The organism is Lentzea sp. NPDC036949, from assembly GCF_055608075.1.
Window position 1 is genome coordinate 27,495 of sequence record NZ_JBVJRA010000022.1, and the last position, 17,738, is coordinate 45,232.

At 70.4% G+C, this 17,738-nt stretch carries 18 protein-coding genes; 10 read left to right on the forward strand and 8 right to left on the reverse strand.

The genetic code is table 11. The annotated features are described in order from the left end of the window. The first annotated feature begins 22 nt into the window (after window positions 1-22). Window positions 23-1,504 (forward strand): amino acid adenylation domain-containing protein, encoded by a 1,482-nt coding sequence (locus tag ACZ7CD_RS36880; protein ID WP_470380709.1) that lies wholly within the window; start codon window positions 23-25, stop codon window positions 1,502-1,504. 64 nt (window positions 1,505-1,568) lie between these two features. On the opposite strand, the gene ACZ7CD_RS36885 is transcribed toward ACZ7CD_RS36880, so the two are convergent. Beyond that, window positions 1,569-2,609, reverse strand: a complete 1,041-nt coding sequence (locus tag ACZ7CD_RS36885) for a ketoacyl-ACP synthase III family protein (RefSeq protein WP_360397315.1) — start codon at window positions 2,607-2,609, stop codon at window positions 1,569-1,571. Window positions 2,610-2,618: 9 nt separating this feature from the next. Continuing rightward, on the reverse strand, window positions 2,619-2,843 hold the full coding sequence (locus ACZ7CD_RS36890; protein ID WP_360397317.1) for an acyl carrier protein: 225 nt from the start codon (window positions 2,841-2,843) through the stop codon (window positions 2,619-2,621). Window positions 2,844-3,016: 173 nt separating this feature from the next. Here ACZ7CD_RS36890 and ACZ7CD_RS36895 point away from each other — a divergent pair, with 173 nt between their 5' ends. Continuing rightward, window positions 3,017-3,472, forward strand: coding sequence for a hypothetical protein (locus ACZ7CD_RS36895; RefSeq protein WP_470371837.1), 456 nt, complete (start codon window positions 3,017-3,019; stop codon window positions 3,470-3,472). A gap of 49 nt (window positions 3,473-3,521) precedes the next feature. Here ACZ7CD_RS36895 and ACZ7CD_RS36900 read toward each other — a convergent pair whose 3' ends face one another. Continuing rightward, window positions 3,522-4,358, reverse strand: a complete 837-nt coding sequence (locus ACZ7CD_RS36900) for an NAD(P)H-binding protein (RefSeq protein ID WP_360397321.1) — start codon at window positions 4,356-4,358, stop codon at window positions 3,522-3,524. 142 nt (window positions 4,359-4,500) lie between these two features. Here ACZ7CD_RS36900 and ACZ7CD_RS36905 point away from each other — a divergent pair, with 142 nt between their 5' ends. Further along, window positions 4,501-5,709 (forward strand): cytochrome P450, encoded by a 1,209-nt coding sequence (locus tag ACZ7CD_RS36905; protein WP_470380710.1) that lies wholly within the window; start codon window positions 4,501-4,503, stop codon window positions 5,707-5,709. Window positions 5,710-5,762: 53 nt separating this feature from the next. On the opposite strand, the gene ACZ7CD_RS36910 is transcribed toward ACZ7CD_RS36905, so the two are convergent. Both ACZ7CD_RS36910 and ACZ7CD_RS36915 read right to left on the reverse strand, forming a co-directional pair. Then, entirely contained in the window at window positions 5,763-7,169 is a 1,407-nt protein-coding gene (locus ACZ7CD_RS36910) for an MFS transporter (RefSeq protein ID WP_458433793.1), read from the reverse strand. Then, entirely contained in the window at window positions 7,166-8,290 is a 1,125-nt protein-coding gene (locus ACZ7CD_RS36915; protein WP_470380711.1) for an epoxide hydrolase family protein, read from the reverse strand. Before ACZ7CD_RS36915 ends, ACZ7CD_RS36910 begins: the two co-directional genes overlap by 4 nt. 119 nt (window positions 8,291-8,409) lie before the next feature. On the opposite strand from ACZ7CD_RS36915, the gene ACZ7CD_RS36920 reads away from it, so the two are divergent. Together ACZ7CD_RS36920 and ACZ7CD_RS36925 are read left to right on the forward strand one after the other, a co-directional pair. Next, entirely contained in the window at window positions 8,410-9,645 is a 1,236-nt protein-coding gene (locus ACZ7CD_RS36920) for a cytochrome P450 (RefSeq protein ID WP_470380712.1), read from the forward strand. Continuing rightward, on the forward strand, window positions 9,642-10,652 hold the full coding sequence (locus tag ACZ7CD_RS36925) for an NADP-dependent oxidoreductase (protein ID WP_360397331.1): 1,011 nt from the start codon (window positions 9,642-9,644) through the stop codon (window positions 10,650-10,652). The genes ACZ7CD_RS36920 and ACZ7CD_RS36925 overlap by 4 nt, the downstream gene beginning before the upstream one ends. On the opposite strand, the gene ACZ7CD_RS36930 is transcribed toward ACZ7CD_RS36925, so the two are convergent. Beyond that, window positions 10,639-10,983: a hypothetical protein gene (locus tag ACZ7CD_RS36930; RefSeq protein ID WP_470375800.1), complete on the reverse strand. Its 345-nt coding sequence runs from the start codon at window positions 10,981-10,983 to the stop codon at window positions 10,639-10,641. The genes ACZ7CD_RS36925 and ACZ7CD_RS36930 overlap by 14 nt on opposite strands. Before the next feature lie 79 nt (window positions 10,984-11,062). Between ACZ7CD_RS36930 and ACZ7CD_RS36935 the strand changes: the two genes are divergently transcribed. Both ACZ7CD_RS36935 and ACZ7CD_RS36940 read left to right on the forward strand, forming a co-directional pair. Continuing rightward, window positions 11,063-11,821: an SDR family NAD(P)-dependent oxidoreductase gene (locus ACZ7CD_RS36935; RefSeq protein WP_360397335.1), complete on the forward strand. Its 759-nt coding sequence runs from the start codon at window positions 11,063-11,065 to the stop codon at window positions 11,819-11,821. Between the two features lie 28 nt (window positions 11,822-11,849). Further along, window positions 11,850-13,082: a cytochrome P450 gene (locus ACZ7CD_RS36940; protein ID WP_360397337.1), complete on the forward strand. Its 1,233-nt coding sequence runs from the start codon at window positions 11,850-11,852 to the stop codon at window positions 13,080-13,082. A 53-nt stretch (window positions 13,083-13,135) separates the two neighbouring features. Here the strand turns inward: ACZ7CD_RS36940 and ACZ7CD_RS36945 are convergent, their stop codons facing one another. Then, on the reverse strand, window positions 13,136-14,554 hold the full coding sequence (locus ACZ7CD_RS36945) for an alpha/beta fold hydrolase (RefSeq protein ID WP_360397339.1): 1,419 nt from the start codon (window positions 14,552-14,554) through the stop codon (window positions 13,136-13,138). Window positions 14,555-14,717: 163 nt separating this feature from the next. Between ACZ7CD_RS36945 and ACZ7CD_RS36950 the strand changes: the two genes are divergently transcribed. Genes ACZ7CD_RS36950 through ACZ7CD_RS36960 form a run of 3 tightly spaced genes read left to right on the forward strand, consistent with a single transcriptional unit; the run spans window position 14,718 to window position 17,072 of the window. After that, the gene (locus ACZ7CD_RS36950) at window positions 14,718-15,041 is read left to right on the forward strand and encodes a 2Fe-2S iron-sulfur cluster-binding protein (RefSeq protein ID WP_360397341.1); all 324 of its coding nucleotides are present in this window, start codon (window positions 14,718-14,720) and stop codon (window positions 15,039-15,041) included. A gap of 32 nt (window positions 15,042-15,073) precedes the next feature. Continuing rightward, a complete protein-coding gene (locus ACZ7CD_RS36955; protein ID WP_458433787.1) occupies window positions 15,074-15,853 on the forward strand; it encodes an SDR family NAD(P)-dependent oxidoreductase in 780 nt (259 codons plus the stop codon). Window position 15,854: 1 nt separating this feature from the next. Next, the gene (locus tag ACZ7CD_RS36960; protein WP_458433786.1) at window positions 15,855-17,072 is read left to right on the forward strand and encodes an NAD(P)/FAD-dependent oxidoreductase; all 1,218 of its coding nucleotides are present in this window, start codon (window positions 15,855-15,857) and stop codon (window positions 17,070-17,072) included. Between the two features lie 21 nt (window positions 17,073-17,093). On the opposite strand, the gene ACZ7CD_RS36965 is transcribed toward ACZ7CD_RS36960, so the two are convergent. After that, complete coding sequence (locus ACZ7CD_RS36965; protein ID WP_360397347.1) at window positions 17,094-17,699, reverse strand: response regulator transcription factor; 606 nt, start codon at window positions 17,697-17,699, stop codon at window positions 17,094-17,096. Window positions 17,700-17,738 lie beyond the last annotated feature (39 nt).

Genomic DNA, 17,738 nt, shown 5'->3' on the forward strand with positions numbered 1-17,738 from the left:
ACAAAGCGAGAGGAGCTGGGGCATGTCTGCATCGGTGACCGACGCGTTCCGCTGCCGGGCGGCCAGGACGCCCGACGCGGTCGCGCTGTCCGCGGGACACGACGTCGTGACGTACGCGGAGCTGGACAGGTGGTCCGACGCGCTCGCCGGCGAGCTCGTCGAGGCCGGTGTGCGGTCCGGCGACCGGGTGGCGGTGTGCCTGGAACGGTCGGCGCAGCTCGTCGTGGCACTGCTCGGCGTGCTCAAGGCCGGCGCCGCGTACGTGCCGATCGATCCCGAGGACCCCGAGGCGCGGGTGTCGATGATGCTCGCCGACGCGCAGGTGTCCGTCGTGGTGGGCCGGTTCTCCGCCGGGTTCACCACGCTGAAGGTACCGCCGCGCGGGTCGAGGTCCACTGTGGACGCACTCCCGGTCGTGGCACCGGAGGACGTGGCGTACCTGATGTTCACCTCCGGCTCGACGGGCCGGCCCAAGGCGGCGATGGTGGAGCACCGCAACATCGCGAACCTCGTCACCGCGCCGAACTACCTGGAGATCACCGCGCGGGACCGGTTCCTCCAGCTCGCCACGGTGGCGTTCGACGCCGCCACGTTCGAGATCTGGGCCGCCCTGCTCAACGGCGCCCGGCTCGTGCTCGCCCCACCCGGTGTGGTGCAGGCGGAGGAGCTCGGCGACCTGCTGCGCACCAACGAGATCACCGTCCTGTTCCTCACCGCGGCGCTCTTCCACCGGCAGATCGACGTGGACGTCGACGCGTTCAAGGGCCTGCACACGGTCATGTCCGGCGGTGACGTCCTGTCCGTGCCGCACATCCGGCGGCTGCGGGAGGCGCTGCCGACCGTGCAGATCATCAACTGCTACGGCCCGACCGAGACCACCACGTTCGTCACCTGCCACCGCGTCGGCGCGGGCGAGGACCTCGGCGGCACCCTCCCGATCGGCAGGCAGCTGCAGAACACCGACGTCGTCATCGTCGGCGACGACGGGACACCGGTGCCCGACGGCACCGCGGGCGAGCTGTGGGCGGGCGGCGCCCAGGTGGGCCGCGGCTACTGGCAGCGCCCGGACCTCACCGAGGAGCGGTTCGTGCGCGGCAGCTGGAACGGCGTGCGCTACTACCGCACCGGTGACCAGGCGCGGCGGCGCCCGGACGGCGTCGTCGAGTTCCTCGGCCGGATGGACGACCAGTTCAAGCTGCGCGGGTTCCGCATCGAACCGGGCGAGGTCGAGAACGCGCTCACCGAGCACCCGCAGGTGCGTGCCGCGGCGGTGGGGGTGCGCACCCACCCCAGCGGTGACCGCAGGCTGGTGGCGTGGGTGGTGCCCTCCGGCGAGGGGATCGACAAGCGCTCGCTGCGTGCCCACATGCGTGCGAGCGCACCGGAGCACATGGTGCCGGCCGGGTTCGTCGTGGTGGACGAGCTGCCGATCACGAGCAACGGCAAGACCGACCGCAAGGCGCTGCCGGAACCGGACTGGAGCTCGAAGGCGCTCTACGTCTGAGCGGCTCAGGACATGCGGAAAGGGGCGGGCTCGTAGGGAGAGCCCGCCCCTTTCGACGCGTCCGCTAGAGCCAGGACGGGACTTCCAGGATCTCCAGCACCGCGGCGGTCCAGACGTAGCCGGCGCCGGAGGACTGCAGGACGACCAGGTCGCCCGGCTTCGGGTCGCGCTCGGCCAGCACGTGGTCGAGGCCGATCGCGATGTCCGCGGTGCCGACCATGCTGTACTGCTTGGCCCAGTCGTAGGTCGTGGAAGCGCGGTCGACCCCCAGGAGACCGCAGATCCCGTGCGTGACGATGGTCTCCGCGAGCTGCTGGTGCAGGAAGAACCGCGCGTCCGCGAGCTCGATCTCCGCTTCGTACAACGCCATCTTGAGCGAGTGCCGCACCCCGCCGCCGATCCGCGCGATCATGTCGTCGAGGTCGACGTCGGCGTTGCGCAGGAAGTCCTCGACACCGCTGTTGAGCTGCAGGGTCCGGCCGTCGAGGAACGGTCCGGTGGTCCACGGCTGGAACCCGCGCGACATCTGCTCCAGGGTGGAGTCGGCGTGGGAGTGGATCGAGCGGACCCGCGCGAAACCGGAGCGGTTGGACAGCACCAGCGCCCCCGCGCCGTCGCCGTTGACGTTCTGCTCCTCCGACGCCCACCGGTCGAAGTACGGCAGGTGGAACGCGTCGCCCGCCGTCACGAGCGCGGCCGAGGTGTCGCGGTGCGACGACAGGTAGGACGCCGCGAGGTCCACCGCGGCCATGAAACCGTTGCAGCCCTGCTTGACCTCGAACGCGGGCCCGGTGCCGCCGACGGTGTTGGCCTGCACGTAGCTCGCCGGCGTCCAGAGGTCGAGCCCCTGGTGCGACAGGGAGGCGTGCACGGTCAGGCCGAAGTCCAGCGGGCTCAGGCCGGAGCGCTCCACGGCCTCCAGACCGGCTTTCGCCGCCATGACGGGACCGGTCTCGCCCGGAGCGGCGACGCGCAGCTCCCGGTAGCCGTTCATGGCCTTCTTCTCTTCCGTGTACCGGCCGGCCGCGATGGCGTCGTCCACCGTCTCGACCTGCTCGGGCAGGTATGTGCCCACACCGGCGATGTACAGGTCATTCCACCGCATGTCGAACTCCTAGGCTGCCTGGTCCAGCTGCTTGGCGACGGCGCGCGCCGTCGGGTCCTCGTAGAAGCTGCGCAACGGGACGCGGACGCCGTACCGCTCGTGGAGCTGCTTGACCAGCTTCGACGCGAGCAGTGAATGGCCCCCCAGGTCGAAGAAGTGGTCCTGCGGCTCGATCCCCGGCACTCCGAGCACCTCCCCGAACAGGTCGCAGAGCTCTGTCTCCCGATCTGTCACGGCGTCCTCCCTGTCAGCCCTTGAGTAATGAGAACTTTGCGTTGCCCGGGTCGAGATGGGCTTGGGCCGCAACGGAAAACACCGCGTTCGAGCCGTTCTGGAGTTTGCGCCGAGGGAAGTCGTCCACGGTTGCGCGCGTCCGTCGCAAGCAACCCGGGTTGGGAGCCACACAGATGCAGACGTTCACTCCGAAACGGTCGACCGCCCTCGTGCGCGCAGCAGCGGTCACAGCCGTGGTGCTGCTCGCGTTAACGGGCCTGACCACGGCCGCGAACGCGACGGGCTGCACACCGGTCGGCAGCTGGACCGGTCACGTGACCCGCACGGACGGGGACCACCCGACCAAGCTGGTGTTCAAGGCCAACGGCAGCGTGTTCCTCACCAACGAGCAGAACACCACCACCAAGGGCTCGTGGTGGTGGACCGGCGCCACCACGTTCCACTACAAGTTCCGCGGGGAGAAGGTCTACGACGAGAACGGCGCCTACTTCGCCTACGTCGACTTCGACCAGGACGCCGTCCAAAGCGGACCGAACGGCTTCACCAGCTCCGGCCCGTCGACGTTCTTCCTCGCCGACGGCACGAACCTGGGCACGTCGGCCATCACGTTCACGATGGCGCGGGTCTGACGCGCGGCCGGAGCCGGGGCAGGTCCGCCGCCCCGGCTCCGGCACGGGGTCACACCAGGAACGAGGCGTGCTCCTCCACCCACTGGCGGAACGTGCGGGCCGGCTTTCCGGTGATCCGCTCGGCGGTCGCGCCGGTGTCCGCAGGGACACCGACCGCGGCCTCCCACTGGTTCAGCAGCGAGGTCAGCACGGGCGGCGGCACGAAGGCGCTCATCTGCGCCTCACCCTCCTCGCGGGTCAGGCCGTTGACCACGAGCTCGCGGCCGAGCACCTCGCCGACGATCTCCAGCTCCCGCCGGAACGTGAGCGACTCCGGCCCGGTGAGGTCGACGACCTCGTCCTCCAGCTTCTTCTCCGTCAACGCGACCACGGCCACGTCGGCGATGTCGTCCTCGTGCACCGGGGCGACCTGCGCCTCGGGGAAGACCTGGTCGATCGTGTCGCCGGCCTGCAGCGCGTAGCTCCAGCCGAACGCGTTGCTCATGAAGGCACCCGGCCGCAGGATCGTGTAGGTCAGGCCCGACGCGACGACGGCCTCCTCCACGACCTTGTGGTGGTGTGCCAGCGGGTCCTCGTCGGCGCCCGGGAGGCCGACGGTGTTCGACGACAGCAGCACGACGCGCTCGACGCCCGCCTTCTCGGCCTCGTCGAGGAACTGCGTGATGCCGTCCGGCTCCGCGTAGAGCAGCACCTTGGAGACACCGGCGAGGGCCGCGACGAACGTCTCCTGGTCGGTGAGGTCGAGGGCGACGGTCTCCACGCCCTCGGGGACGTCGAGCTCCGCGGGGTTTCGGCCGGACGCGCGGAGGCTGTGACCCGCCGCGTAGAGCCGCTGGAGCACGCGGCGGCCCACGTTGCCGCGCGCTCCGGTGACGAGGATGGTCATGGTTGATCTCCAGAATGGGGATGGTTCGCCTGGATGGCCGATCACGCTCAGCGTCCACTCGGTCACTCGAACCGCGCTGGACCGGGGTTCAGGCCACCACTCCTAACGTGCGGAAACATCCCATGAGCGTGAGGAGCGCACGGTGGTCACCTTTCCCGTTCCCGGATCCAGCTACCGCGGTCCGGCGCCGGAGTTCGCGCGGTTCCGCGCGACGAGCCCGGTCGTGCGCCTGCCCGCCGCCGGTGGCGGCCACTGCTGGGTCGCCACCACGCAGGACGCGGTCCGCGCCGTTCTCGACGACGTGCGGTTCTCCCGCGCGGCGTCCTACGAACCGGGCGCGCCGGTGTTCCCCGGTCTCTTCCAGGCGCCGCCAGGCATGATCATCTCTCTCGACCCGCCCGCGCACACCCGGCTGCGCGACCTGGTGTCGCAGGCGTTCTCGGTGGACCGGGTCGAGTCCATGCGACCGAGAATCCAGCAGCTGGTGGGAGAGTTGCTGGACCGCGCCGACGACGAGGCCAGGCAGGGACCGGTCGACCTGCTGGGGACGTTCACGTTCCCGCTGGCCATCACCGCGATCAGCGAGCTGCTCGGTGTGCCCGCCGCCGAATGCGACACGTTCGCGCGGCTGATCCGGGAGTTCGCCGCCGTGGACGCACCGGAGGTCGCGGCCGCGGCGGGGGAGCAGCTCGGCGAGTACATGGCGGCGCTGGTGTTCGGCAAGCTGCGGGCCCCCGGCGACGACGTGCTGTCGGCGCTGACGCAGGTCCGGATCGGCGACGACGGCCTGGCGGTCGACGAGCTGATCGGCCTCGGCTACACGCTGCTCGGCGCGGGCGGCGACTCCACGGCGTGCCACCTCGCCAGTTCGGTGCTGACCCTGCTCGGCCACCACCGCGACGGGTGGGTGCGGCTGGGCGGGCACCCGGAGGAGGTGCCGGCCGCGGTCGAGGAGCTGCTGCGCTGGATCGCGTTGTCCACCAACGACACCACGGGCCTGCCGCGGATCGCCGCGGAGGACGTCGCGTTGTTCGGGGTCACGATCCCCAAGGGCGACGCGGTGTTCGTGTCGACGAGCTCGGCCAACCGCGACGAGACCCTGTTCGCCGACCCGGACGTGCTCGACCTCGCCCGCACCGGCAACGCGCACGTCGCGTTCGGGCACGGCATCCACCGCTGCCTCGGCGCCCCGCTGGCCCGCATCGAGCTGACCGCCGCGCTGGAGGAGCTGACCCGGCGCTTCCCGGCCGCCCGGCTCGCGGTGCCGGAGGAGGAGCTGCGGTGGCAGCGCGCCGACATGAACCACCGGCTCGTCGAGCTGCCCGTGGACCTGCACGGCAAGGGTTTCTGACACACGAAGAACGGCCCCCGGAAAGCTTTCCGGGGGCCGTTCTCGTTGTGCGGCTACTTCTTGCGGGGTACGGCGAGTGCCGCCAGCGCTCCGCAGAAGGTGAAGACGCCGGCACCGAGCAACGCGAGCCCGTACCCGGACCCGAGCGAGTGCCGCAACGGTTCACCGGCGGCCAGCAACGAGTCCGCGCGGGCCGACGACATCGTCGCGAGCACGACCAGGCCGATCGCGCTGCCCATCTGCCGGATCGTGTTCAGCAGCCCGGACGCGAGGCCCGCCTGCTCGCGCGGGACACCGGACGTGGCGGCGTTCGTGGTCGCGTTCAGCACCGCGCCCATGCCGAGGCCCAGCACCGTCGTCGGCACGAGGATCGTGCCGAGGAACGTCGACGTCTCGTCCGCTGTGGACACCCACAGCAGGCCGGCGGTCGCCGAGAGCAGCCCCGCGAGCAGCACCGGCCGCGGTCCGATCCTCGGGACGATCCGCGCCACGCCGAACCCGCCCAGCGCGATGCCGATCGACAGCGGCAGGTAGCCGAGGCCGGTCGCGAGCGCGCTCAGCCCCATCACCTGCTGCAGCACCAGGGTGAGGAAGTAGAAGGTGCTGAACAGGGCCGCGATCGCGAAGAACGCCACGACGTTCGTCGCGGTCACCGAGCGGTTGCGGAAGATGCCGAGCGGCATCAGCGGGTGGGCCGACACCGTCTGCTGGCGCAGGAAGAACGCGAACAGGACCACGGAGAGCGCGAGCGACCCGGCGACCTGCCAGGAGCCCCAGCCCAGCTCGTGCGACTGCGCGATGCCGTAGACCAGTGCCATCAGGCCGATCGTCACGGTGATCGCACCCGGTACGTCGAGGCTCTTGCGGCCCCCGTTGCTGGGTGTCTCCGGCACGGCGCCGCGGATCATCGACACCAGTGCGATGCCGAGCGGCACGTTGATCAGCAGCACCCACCGCCAGCCCAGCGACTCGGTGACGATGCCGCCGAGCAGCACGCCGACCGCGCCACCCGTACCGGACACCGCGCTCCACCAGCCGAACGCCTTCGCGCGGGCGGTGGGGTCGGTGAACGTGGTGCCCAGGACCGTGAGCGAGGCCGGTGCCATCACGGCCGCGCCCAGGCCCTGGAAGCCGCGGGCCGCGATCAGGGTGCCGGGCGAGGTCGCCATGCCGCCGACGGCGCTCGCGACCGTGAACAGCGCGGCACCGAGCAGGAACACCCGGCGCTGCCCGAACAGGTCGGCGAGCCGCCCGCCCAGCAGCAGGAAGCCGCACACCGCGATGGTGTACGCGCTGTTCACCCACTGCAGGTCGTGCCGCTCGAACCCGAGGTCCTCGTAGATCGAGGGCAGCGCGACGTTCATGACCGACGCGTCCAGCACGTTCATGAACTGCGCCAGGCAGCACACCGCCAGAACGAGCCCGAGCTTGGCACCGGGCCTGTTCAGCGTCGCCGTCATGCGCGCACCAGCCGGAAGAACGTCCGCAGCTCCTCGACCAGGACGACCGGGTTCTCCAGCGCGGGGAAGTGACCGCCGGACGGCATCTCCCGCCAGTAGCGCAGGTCGGTGAACCGGTGCTCGGCCCACGCCCTGGGCATCCGCGCGTCGGCGGGGAACACCGAGAACCCGGTCGGCACGGACACCTGCGTCAGCGGCGACTTGTTGTAGCTCTCCCAGTACAGCCGGCCCGAGGACGCGGCGGTGGCGGTGAACCAGCACACCGACACCATGTCGAGGATCCGGTCGCGGGGGATGATCTTCTCCGCGTCACCGTCGTGGTCGCTCCAGGACCAGTACTTCTCGCCGGCCCAGCCGAGCTGGCCGACGGGGGAGTCGGTGAGCCCGTAGGCCAGCGACTGCGGCTTGGTGTTCATCACCGCCGCGTACGCGGACTCCTTCGCGGCGAACTCCTTGAGCGCACCCAGGCCCTCGTAGTCGCGCTGCGTCAGCTGGACCTCCGCCTCGGGGGCGGACGCGAACGGCATGACGAGGTGGATCGCCTCGACGTGGCCGGGCGCGATGTGGCCGAGGATGCCCGTGATGAACGAGCCCCAGTCGTTGCCGTGCGCGTAGAACCTGTCGTAGCCGACACGTCCCATCAGCGTGACGAGGGAGGCGGCGATCTTCTCCAGCGTCCAGCCGGTGCCGGTCGGCTTGTCGCTGAAACCGTAGCCGGGCAACGAGGGCGCGACGACGTGGAACGCGTCGGCCGGGTCCGGCGGGTTGGTCAGCGGCTCGATGACGTCGAGGAACTCGGCGACCGAACCGGGCCAGCCGTGTGTGAGCAGCAACGGCTTCGCGTCCGGGTGCGGGGAGCGGGCGTGCAGGAAGTGGATCCCGACACCGTCGATCTCGGTCTTGAACTGGGGGACGGCGTTCAACCGGGCCTCGGTGGCGCGCCAGTCGTAGACGTTCGCCCAGTACTCGGCCAGTTCCTTGGCGTAGGCCAGCGGCATGCCCTGCGACCAGTCGTCCACGGTCTCCGCGTCCGGCCACCTGGTCGCCGCCAGTCGCCGGGTGAGGTCCGCCAGTTCGGAGTCGGGAACCTCGACCCGGAACGGCACGAGTGCAGTGTCCATGGCGCGAAGGTAGGGACGAAACCTCGAACCCCGGTCGACATCCGGGTTTCGAGCCGACTTCGAGGTGCGCGGAGCAGGGTTCGGCGCGAGGCCAGGCCGAAATTTCCCGGAGGTGTCCCGTGCTGCCCCTTGAACTGGACGAGGAGTTCCCGTTCAGCGGTTCCTCCTACCGCGGCCCGGACCCGAAGTACGACGAGCTGCGCGCCACGTGCCCCGTTGCCAAGGTGCGCACCAACACCGGCACGCCGACCTGGGTGGTCACCGGCTACTCCGACGTCCGCGCCGGGCTCGCCGACCCCAGGCTGAGCCGCGCGTTGACGTGCGCCGAGGGTGCTCCCCAGGTCGGCGGCGCCATGACCACCACCCCCGAGATGATCATCTCGCTGGACGGGTCCGAGCACTCCCGGCTGCGCAAGCTCGTGATGGGCGCGTTCACCGTCCGCAAGGTCGAGGCGATGCGCGCGGGCGTGCAGAAGGTGTGCGACGAGCTGCTGGACGCCGTCGAGCTCGACGGCGGGCCGGTCGACCTCGTCGAGAAGCTCTGCGTCCCGTTGCCGCTCACCGTCATCGGTGACCTGCTCGGCGTGCCCACCGAGGACCTGAAGATCTTCGAGACCGACGCGCGGGCGTTCGCGACGTTCGACGAGAACGACCCGGAGGCGCCGATGCGGGCGTTCGGGCGGCTCGCCGGGTACGTCATGGGCCTGATCGCGCAGAAGCGCGAGAAGCCCGGCCAGGACATGCTGTCCGACCTGATCTCCGCGCGGGACGACGACGACAAGCTCAGCGAGCAGGAGCTGGTGACGTTCGCGTTCACGCTGATCGGCGCCGGCTTCGACACGGCAGCCAACCAGATCTCCAACTCGGTGCTGGCGCTGCTGCACGACCACCCGGACACCTGGCGGCGCCTGGTCGCCGACCCGTCGCTGATCCCGGCGGCCGTCGAGGAGCTGCTGCGGCACGTCAACCTCTTCGCCACCGACACCACCGGGTTCCACCGCATCGCGGCGGAGGACCTGGAGCTCGGCGGGCAGAAGATCGCGAAGGGCGACGCGGTGTTCTTCGTGCTGTCGTCGGCGAACCGGGACGCCGCGGTCTTCGAGAACCCCGACGTGCTTGACATCGACCGCGCCACCAACCCGCACATCGCGTTCGGGCACGGCGTGCACTACTGCCTCGGCAAGCAGCTGGGGCGCATGGAGATGGCGATCGCCATCGAGGGCCTGACCCGCCGCTTCCCGGACCTGCGGCTCGCCGTGCCGTACGAGGACCTGAAGTGGCACCAGGGCGAGATCAACCACTCACTCATCACCTTCCCCGTCACGTGGGGGCTGGAGAACCAAGGAGAGTCATGAGCATCCCCGAGAAGCAGTGGGAGGTCAGGCTCGCCAAGCACGTCGAGGACGACCTGACCCCCGAGCACTTTGACCTCGTCGAGGTGGCCGTCCCCGAGATCGGCGACGGTGAGGTGCTGGTGCGCGTCGGCTACGTGTCGGTGGCGGCCGCCTTCAAGGAGTTCATGCGGGCCGACTGCCAGATCCCCGGCGTGCCGCCGTGGAAGGTCGGCGAGCCCGCCGGCGCCGGTGGCGTGGGCACCGTGGTGAAGTCGAACAGCCCCGACCTCGCGGTCGGCGACCTGGTGCAGTCGTTCGGGCCGTGGCAGGAGTACTGGTCCGGGCCCGCGCAGCAGTTCATCAAGCAGAACCCGCACCACGTGCCGTCACCGGTGTACTTCCTGTCGCAGGGCCCCACCGCCTACTACGGCATGGCGACCATCGCGCAGGCCGGTGAGGGCGACGTCGTGTTCGTCACCGGCGCCGCCGGCGGTGTCGGGTCGCTCGCCGGGCAGATCGCGAAGGCCCGCGGTGCCAGGGTGATCGGCTCGGCCGGCTCGCAGGCCAAGGTCGACTGGCTGGTGAACGAGCTGGGCTTCGACGCCGCGTTCAACTACAAGGACGGCCCGGTGGCCGACCGGCTGCGCGAGCTGGCACCGGACGGCATCAGCGTGTTCTTCGACAACGTCGGCGGCGAGCAGTTCGAGGCGGCGGTCCAGGCCGCCCGCCCGCACGCCCGGTTCGCGCTGTGCGGTGCGCTGGCCAACCAGGCCGGTGGCTCGGCCGAGCACCCGCGGCTCGACCTGATGACGGCCATCACGAAGCACCTGGAGATCCGCCCGTTCGCCTGCTACCACCTGCCGGAGCAGATCCAGGACTGGGTGGTCCACTTCGGACAGTGGTTGCAGGAGGGGAAGTTCGTCTTCCCGCACACGATCGTCGAGGGCGGGGTCAAGGCGGCGCCGCAGGCGTTGCTGTCGCTGCTCTCCGGCGCCTACACCGGGAACGTGACGGTCAGGTTCTCCTGATCGCGGTGATCCTGACGTGCGCCGTGCGGATGGTGCTGCCATCCGCACGGCGCACTGTCGTGATCCCGGTGCTGACGAACGCGTCACCGCTCAGCACGGCGTCCTGGGCGATCTCGACGGTGCCGGGCGGTTCGGCCATCTCCTCGGTGATCCGGTAGGAGAACGTGCCGGGCCCGGTCGCCGTCCAGGTGCCGGATCCCGTGCCACCGCCCAAGAGCGTGGCCGTGCCGTCGTCCGCGAAACCGAGCTCGCTGAAGGACTCGCCACCCGGCCGGCCGACCCGTGCGCGCCATCGTCCCGTGATGTCCATGCCCCACAGGGTTTCCGTCACTGCTGGACCTGGACTCAAGGAACACCGAGCAGGGTTGGCGGCGACTGCTCTTACAGGAGAGAAAGAAGCTGGAGGCGTCATGTCGGACGCACCATTTGCCGGACAGCAGGTCGTCGTGACGGGTGGGGGAACCGGCATCGGCCGCGCGGCGGCGCTGGCGTTCGCCGACCTCGGCGCCGCGAACGTGATCATCACCGGCCGCCGCGAGAACCGGCTCACCGAGGTCGTCGCGCTGCACCCGGCCATCACCGCCGTGGTCGCCGACGTGACCACCGAGGAGGGCGCGCAGAAGGTCGTCGACGCCGTGAAGCTCGGTGGCGGCAAGGTCGACGTGCTCGTGCACAACGCCGGGATCTTCCGGTTCACCCCGGTCGCCGGTTTCGACCTCGGCACGGCCCGCGACGTGCTGGAGACCAACCTGGTCGGCCCGCTGGTGCTGACCGCCAAGCTGCTGCCGCAGCTGACCTCGCCCGGCGGCAGCATCGTGTTCGTCTCGAGCAACGCGGGCCACATCGCCGTGCCCGGCGGCGGCGTGTACGGCGCCAGCAAGGCCGCCGTGGACAGCCTGGTGCGCAGCTGGGCGCTCGAGCTCGCCCCGCAGGGCATCCGCGTCAACGCGGTCGCGCCCGCCGCCGTGCGCACCGAGGTCTACGCGGCCAACGGCCTGAGCCCCGAGGAGGTCGAGGGCTACTTCGGCTTCCAGGCCTCGCAGACCCCGCTGGGGCGCACCGGTGAGGTCGACGACGTCGTCCCGTGGATCACCCGCTTCGCCGAGCCGGCGAGCTCGTGGGTGACCGGTCAGATCATCACGCTCGATGGCGGCGCTGACCTGGCGTGAGCCAACCCGAACCAGGAGGAACCGAAAGATGACCAGCAGCGCCACCGAGCCCGGTGTGGACACGTTCCCGTACAAGCGCCAGTGCCCGTTCACCCCGCCCGCGCAGTACGCGCAGATGGCGGAGGAGGACGTCGTCGAGGTCACGCTGACCGGGTCCGGCCTGCGGATCTGGACGATCAGCGGCTACCACACGATCAAGCAGCTCCTGACCGACCCGCGGATCAGCGCCTCCCGCAAGCACGACAACTTCCCGTTCTACTTCATCGCGCCGCCGGAGTTCCGCACCGAGACGTCGTTCATCGGCTACGACAACCCCGAGCACACCAAGACCCGGCGCAAGGCGGCGGTGACGTTCACCAACCGCCAGGTGAAGCGGCTGCGCGGGCGCATCCAGGAGATCGTCGACGAGTACATCGACAAGATCCTCACGATGACCCCGCCCATCGACTTCCACCGCGAGTTCTCGCTCGCCGTGCCGATGACGGTCATCTGCGAGCTGCTCGGCATCCCGCAGGACGAGCACGACTTCTTCATCGAGCACGGCACCTGCCTGCTGGGCGGGCACTCGACACCCGAGCAGCGCCAGGCGGCGATCGTCGAGGTGAACGCCTACGTCGACAAGCTGATCACGTTGAAGGAGCAGGAGCCCGGCGAGGACCTGCTGTCCAGGGCGATGGCCGAGTACGCGGCCTCCGGCGAGGAGTACACGCGCCGCGACCTGTTCAACATGATCCGCCTGCTGATGAACGGCGGCCACGAGACCACGGCCTCGATGCTGTCGCTGGGCACCGCGGCGCTGCTGGAGCACCCGGAGGAGCTGCAGAAGCTGCTCGACGACCCCGAGGGCATGATCGAGCCGGCCGTCGAGGAGCTGGTGCGCATCGCGACCATCGGTGACACCGCCATCCCGCGCGTCGCGCTGGAGGACATCGAGATCGCCGGCAAGACCATCAAGGCCGGCGACGGCATCCTGTGCCTGGGCCTCAACGGCAACCGCGACCCGGAGGTCTTCCCGGAGCCGGAGAAGCTGATCCTGGAGCGCGGCACCCGCAAGCACCTCGGGTTCGGCCACGGCCTGCACCACTGCATCGGCGCCGACCTCGCGCGGCTGGAGATGCAGCTGGTGTGGACGACGCTGTTCCAGCGCATCCCGTCGCTGCGCCTGGCGAAGCCGTTCCTGGAGATCCCCCGCAAGGAGGGCGCCGTGATCTACGGCCTCTGGGAGCTGCCGGTCACGTGGGACCTGCCCGCAGAGGACTGACCGCACGCGCAAAGGGGCCCCGCTCACGAAGAGCGGGGCCCCTTTCGCGTTGCTCAGTCCTTCGGGATGTCCGGGCGCCGCACGTGCCCCGGGATCCGGGTGTGCTTGCTCCGCGGGAGCACGCCGTCGACGAGGTAGTCGTCGACCAGGGCGTCGAGGACCTCGTTGCCCGCCAGCGCGTACACCTCGTGGTCACCGGAGTCCTCGATGACGACCAGCGGGTGGTCCAGCAGCGCGGCGAGCTCGACGCCGCCCTCGACGCGGTCCATCGGGTCGCCGTCGGCCTGCACCACCAGGCCCTTGGGGTAACCGGGCTGCGCGAGCTCCGTCGGCGGTTCGAGGCTCTCGAACGTCCGGAACGCACCGACCCACGGCTGCGCCCGCAGGACCCCGTAGCCGTACGGGTGCGTGGCCCGGTGCTTGCGGACGTCGGCGTAGTAGACCTCCAGGTCCTGCGGCCAGTACGTCTCCAGCGTGATGGCCTCCAGCACCCCGACCCGCAGGTCGCCCTCGGAGTCCTGCGGCCGCCACGTGCCCTGCCCGACGATCAGCGTCTTCGCCTTGTCGAGGTTGCCGTCGCCGAGCGCGGTGTTCAGGTCGCCGATGAGGTAGCCCAGCGAGTCCCACTGCGCCCGGTCCGTGGCCCTGGTGCCGACCGCGCCGTCGAGCAGCGTCCTGAGGTGCACCTGGCCCTGCTCGTCGAGCGCCGCCACGACCTTCTCGACCTCGGCGATGACGTCCGCGGCGTTCGTGCCGAGGTGGAAGTGCCCGTCGCGCTCCGCTGTCCACTCCGCCCACAGCTCGACGTTGCGGTAGACCGCCTCCGCCTGCGTGACGAACTGCTGGCGCCAGGTCCACTGCGGGTTGATGCACGAGTCGAGCACCGTGCGGTCGAGGTGCTCGGGGAACATCGTCCCGTACACCGCACCGACGTACGTGCCGTACGCGTAACCGACGAACGAGATCTTCTCCTCGCCCAGCACGACCCGGACCAGGTCCATGTCGCGGGCGGTGTTGCGGGTCGTGATGTGCGGCCGCAGCTCCCCGCCCGCCTTCTGGCAGCCGAGCTCGCGCAGCCGCATGTCCTCGGCCAGCTGCTCGAACAGCGAGTCCGGCGGCCGGCTGTCGAACGGCGCCTTGGGGATCGTGACCTCGCTGTAGAGCTTGGTCGACTCGCCGTACCCGCGCGGGTCGAACCCGATGAGGTCGTAGGCGGACCTGAGGCGCGCCCCGAAGTGCTTGATCAGCCCCAGTCCGTCACCACCGTCGCCGCCGGGACCGCCGTTGACCGCGAGCAGCACGCCACGCCGCCGCGCCGGGTCGGTGGCCTTCAGCCGGGCGAGCGCGATGGTCAGCCTGGGACCGTCCGGGTCGGAGTAGTCGCGTGGCACGACGACCGTCGCGCGTTCAAGGCCGTCCTCGAACGGCGGTGACCAGTTCACCTGCTGGTCGTAGAACTCCCTGAGGGGCACGGTGGAACCTCCGCGTGTGGGTGTGCGCCGACACCCCAGCGTCGCAACAGGTCCTTGAACGCCAGCGGAGCAGGAGCGTTCAAGGTGACCTCCACCGGGCGCACAGCGCGACCGCCCAAGGTGGAGCACGTCCGGCGAGCCGCAGATCCGTGGGAGAACTGCCATGCCAAAGATCACTTACGTAGCGCACGACGGCGTCGAGACCGTCGTCGACGTTGCCCAGGAAGACACCGTGATGCGCGGCGCGGTTCTCAACGGTGTCAAGGGGATCGTCGCCCAGTGCGGCGGCGGCGCCTCCTGCGGCACGTGCCACGTGTACGTCGACCCGGAGAACACCAAGCCGTTGGCGCCGATGCACCAGGTCGAGGACGAGCTCCTCTACTTCACGGCCTGCGAGCGCAGGGAGAACAGCCGGTTGAGCTGCCAGCTCCCGGTGACCGAGGAGCAGGACGGGCTCGTCGTGCACATGCCCGAGAAGCAACTCTGAGGCCGAGCAGCAACCCCGAGGGAGAGAAGAGCATGAGCAAGCGACGGGTCGCCCTGGTCACGGGCGCCACCAGTGGAATCGGCCTCGAGGTCGCGCGCAGCCTCGGTCAGCAGGGGCACGCGGTGTTCGTCGTGGCCCGCACCGCCGAGAACGTCACCACCACGGTGAAGCAGCTCAGGGAAGAGGGCTGCGAGGCCGACGGCGCCGCAGCCGACGTGACGTCCACAGAGGACATCCGCGGCGCGGTGCGGAAGGCCGTCGACACGTTCGGCCCGGTCGAGATCCTCGTCAACAACGCGGGCCGCGGCGGCGGTGGCATCACCGCCGAGCTCGACGAGGACCTGTGGCTGGACGTCATCGACACCAACCTCAACGGCGTCTTCCGCTTCACCAAGGAGGTGCTGAGCACCGGCAAGATGGTGGAGCAGAGCTGGGGCCGGATCATCAACATCGCCTCCACCGGCGGCAAGCAGGGCGTCGTGTTCGCCGCGCCCTACTCGGCCTCCAAGCACGGCGTCGTCGGCTTCACCAAGGCCGTCGGCATCGAGCTCGCCAAGTCCGGCATCACCGTCAACGCGGTGTGCCCCGGCTACGTCGAGACGCCGATGGCCGGCCGGGTCCGCCAGGGCTACGCCAACCACTGGGGTGTCAGCGAGGACGAGGTCCTCGAGAAGTTCAACGCCAAGATCCCGCTGGGTCGGTACAGCACGCCGGAAGAGGTCGCCGGTCTCGTGACGTACCTGACGACGGACACCGCGTCCTCGATCACCGCGCAGGCGCTCAACGTCTGCGGCGGGCTGGGCAACTACTGACATGCGCGGCGAGTCGGTAGTCGTCGTCGGGGCCGGGCAGGCGGGCTGCCAGGTCGCGGTGTCCCTGCGCGAGCAGGGGCACCGCGGCCCCATCACCCTCATCGGTGACGAAGCCCAGAAGCCCTACCAGCGGCCCCCTCTCACGAAGGCCTACCTGGCGGGGGAGACCGACCTCGCCGGGCTGGTGCTGCGGCAGGACTCCTACTACGAGGACCACGGCATCAAGCTCGTCACCGGCGAGCGGGTGCTGGGCGTCGACCGGTCCGCACGGGTCGCGGTGCTGGGCTGTGCGCGCACCATCGGCTACGACCACCTGGTGTTCGCCACGGGGGCGCGACCGCGGCCGTTGTCCATCCCCGGCGCCGAGCACGTGCTGAACCTGCGCTCGGTCGCCGACGCGGACGTGCTCCGGCAGCGGCTCGACGGGCAGGTCGGGCTCGACGTCGTCGTCATCGGCGGCGGGTTCATCGGCCTCGAGCTCGCCGCCGTGGTGCGCAAGCTGCGCCACGAGGTGACCGTCGTCGAGACGCAGCCGCAGGTGATGCAGCGCGCCGTCACACCGGAGACCGCGCGGCAGCTCGTCAACCGGCACCGGTCGGAGGGCGTGCAGGTCCTGACCGGCCGGGGCGTCGCCGCCGTCCGGGAGGGCCTCGTCGAGCTGACCGACGGCACGGTGCTGGTGGCCGACCTGGTCGTCGCCGGCATCGGCGTCCTGCCCAACACCGAGGTCGCGCAGCGCTCCGGGCTCGCCACCGACAACGGCATCGTGGTCGACGCGCACCTGCGCACCGTCGACCAGCGCGTGCACGCCGTCGGTGACTGCGCCCGGTTCGCCAGCACGCTCACCGGCGGGCTCACCCGCCTGGAGTCCGTGCAGAACGCCACCGACCAGGCCACCTGCGTGGCCGGGGCGATCCTGGGCAGCGCCGAGCCCTACACCGCGCTGCCGTGGTTCTGGAGCGACCAGTACGACGTGAAGCTGCAGATCGCGGGCCTCACCGAGGGCCACGACCGCGCGGTCACCGTCGGCGACCCCGCGGAGGGCCGGTTCTCGGTGTTCTGCTTCCGCGGCGACAAGCTGGTCGGTGTCGAGGCCTACAACAAGCCGATCGACTTCATCATGGCCCGCAGGGTCCTCGAGGGCGGCAACACCCTCACCCCCGAGATCGTCGCGCGGCCCGGGTTCGACCTGCGCGGCAGCCTGCAGCGGGCGGCGTGAGCCGTGCCGTCCGCGGACCCGTCACAGCCAGCCGGCGTCGTCGGCGATGCGGATGGCGTCCACCCGGTTGCGGGCGTTGAGCTTGGTCATGGTCGTCGTCAGGTAGTTGCGCACCGTGCCGACCGACAACGACAGCGCGGTCGCGATGTCCGGCGCGTCGGCACCGTTGGCCGCGAGCCGCAGCACCTCCAGCTCGCGGTCGGTGAGCGGGCACTCGCCGCGGTCCCACGCGGCCAGTGCCAGCTGGCTGTCCACGACCCGTTCCCCCGCGGCGACGCGGCGGATCGCGTCGGCGAGCTCACCGGGCGGCGCGTCCTTCAGCAGGAAACCGTCCACCCTGGCCGCCAATGCCCGCCGCAACGTCCCCGGCCGGCCGAGCGAGGTCAGCATCAACGTCCTGACCTGTGGCATCGACTCGCGGATCGTCGCCGCGGCACTCAGCCCGTCGAGGATCGGCAGGTCGATGTCGATGACGCAGACGTCCGGGCCGTGCTGCCGGACCGCCGGCACGATCTTGTCGCCGGAGCTCACCTCGGCCACGACCTCGATGTCCGGTTCGAGGTTGAGCAGCGCGATGAGAGCACCGCGCACCATGTGCATGTCCTCCGCGAGCAGAACCCTGATCATCGCGCCCCTCCGCGCGACACCATATCCCCCGGCGTTCAT

Excerpts from the sequence above, each read along its gene's own strand:
- ACZ7CD_RS36880 (WP_470380709.1), top strand. The coding sequence starts at position 23 with ATGTCTGCATCGGTGACCGACGCGTTCCGCTGCCGGGCGGCCAGGACG.
- ACZ7CD_RS36885 (WP_360397315.1), bottom strand. The coding sequence starts at position 2,609 with ATGCGGTGGAATGACCTGTACATCGCCGGTGTGGGCACATACCTGCCC.
- ACZ7CD_RS36895 (WP_470371837.1), top strand. The coding sequence starts at position 3,017 with ATGCAGACGTTCACTCCGAAACGGTCGACCGCCCTCGTGCGCGCAGCA.
- ACZ7CD_RS36900 (WP_360397321.1), bottom strand. The coding sequence starts at position 4,358 with ATGACCATCCTCGTCACCGGAGCGCGCGGCAACGTGGGCCGCCGCGTG.
- ACZ7CD_RS36910 (WP_458433793.1), bottom strand. The coding sequence starts at position 7,169 with ATGACGGCGACGCTGAACAGGCCCGGTGCCAAGCTCGGGCTCGTTCTG.
- ACZ7CD_RS36915 (WP_470380711.1), bottom strand. The coding sequence starts at position 8,290 with ATGGACACTGCACTCGTGCCGTTCCGGGTCGAGGTTCCCGACTCCGAA.
- ACZ7CD_RS36925 (WP_360397331.1), top strand. The coding sequence starts at position 9,642 with ATGAGCATCCCCGAGAAGCAGTGGGAGGTCAGGCTCGCCAAGCACGTC.
- ACZ7CD_RS36935 (WP_360397335.1), top strand. The coding sequence starts at position 11,063 with ATGTCGGACGCACCATTTGCCGGACAGCAGGTCGTCGTGACGGGTGGG.
- ACZ7CD_RS36940 (WP_360397337.1), top strand. The coding sequence starts at position 11,850 with ATGACCAGCAGCGCCACCGAGCCCGGTGTGGACACGTTCCCGTACAAG.
- ACZ7CD_RS36950 (WP_360397341.1), top strand. The coding sequence starts at position 14,718 with ATGCCAAAGATCACTTACGTAGCGCACGACGGCGTCGAGACCGTCGTC.
- ACZ7CD_RS36955 (WP_458433787.1), top strand. The coding sequence starts at position 15,074 with ATGAGCAAGCGACGGGTCGCCCTGGTCACGGGCGCCACCAGTGGAATC.
- ACZ7CD_RS36960 (WP_458433786.1), top strand. The coding sequence starts at position 15,855 with ATGCGCGGCGAGTCGGTAGTCGTCGTCGGGGCCGGGCAGGCGGGCTGC.
- ACZ7CD_RS36965 (WP_360397347.1), bottom strand. The coding sequence starts at position 17,699 with ATGATCAGGGTTCTGCTCGCGGAGGACATGCACATGGTGCGCGGTGCT.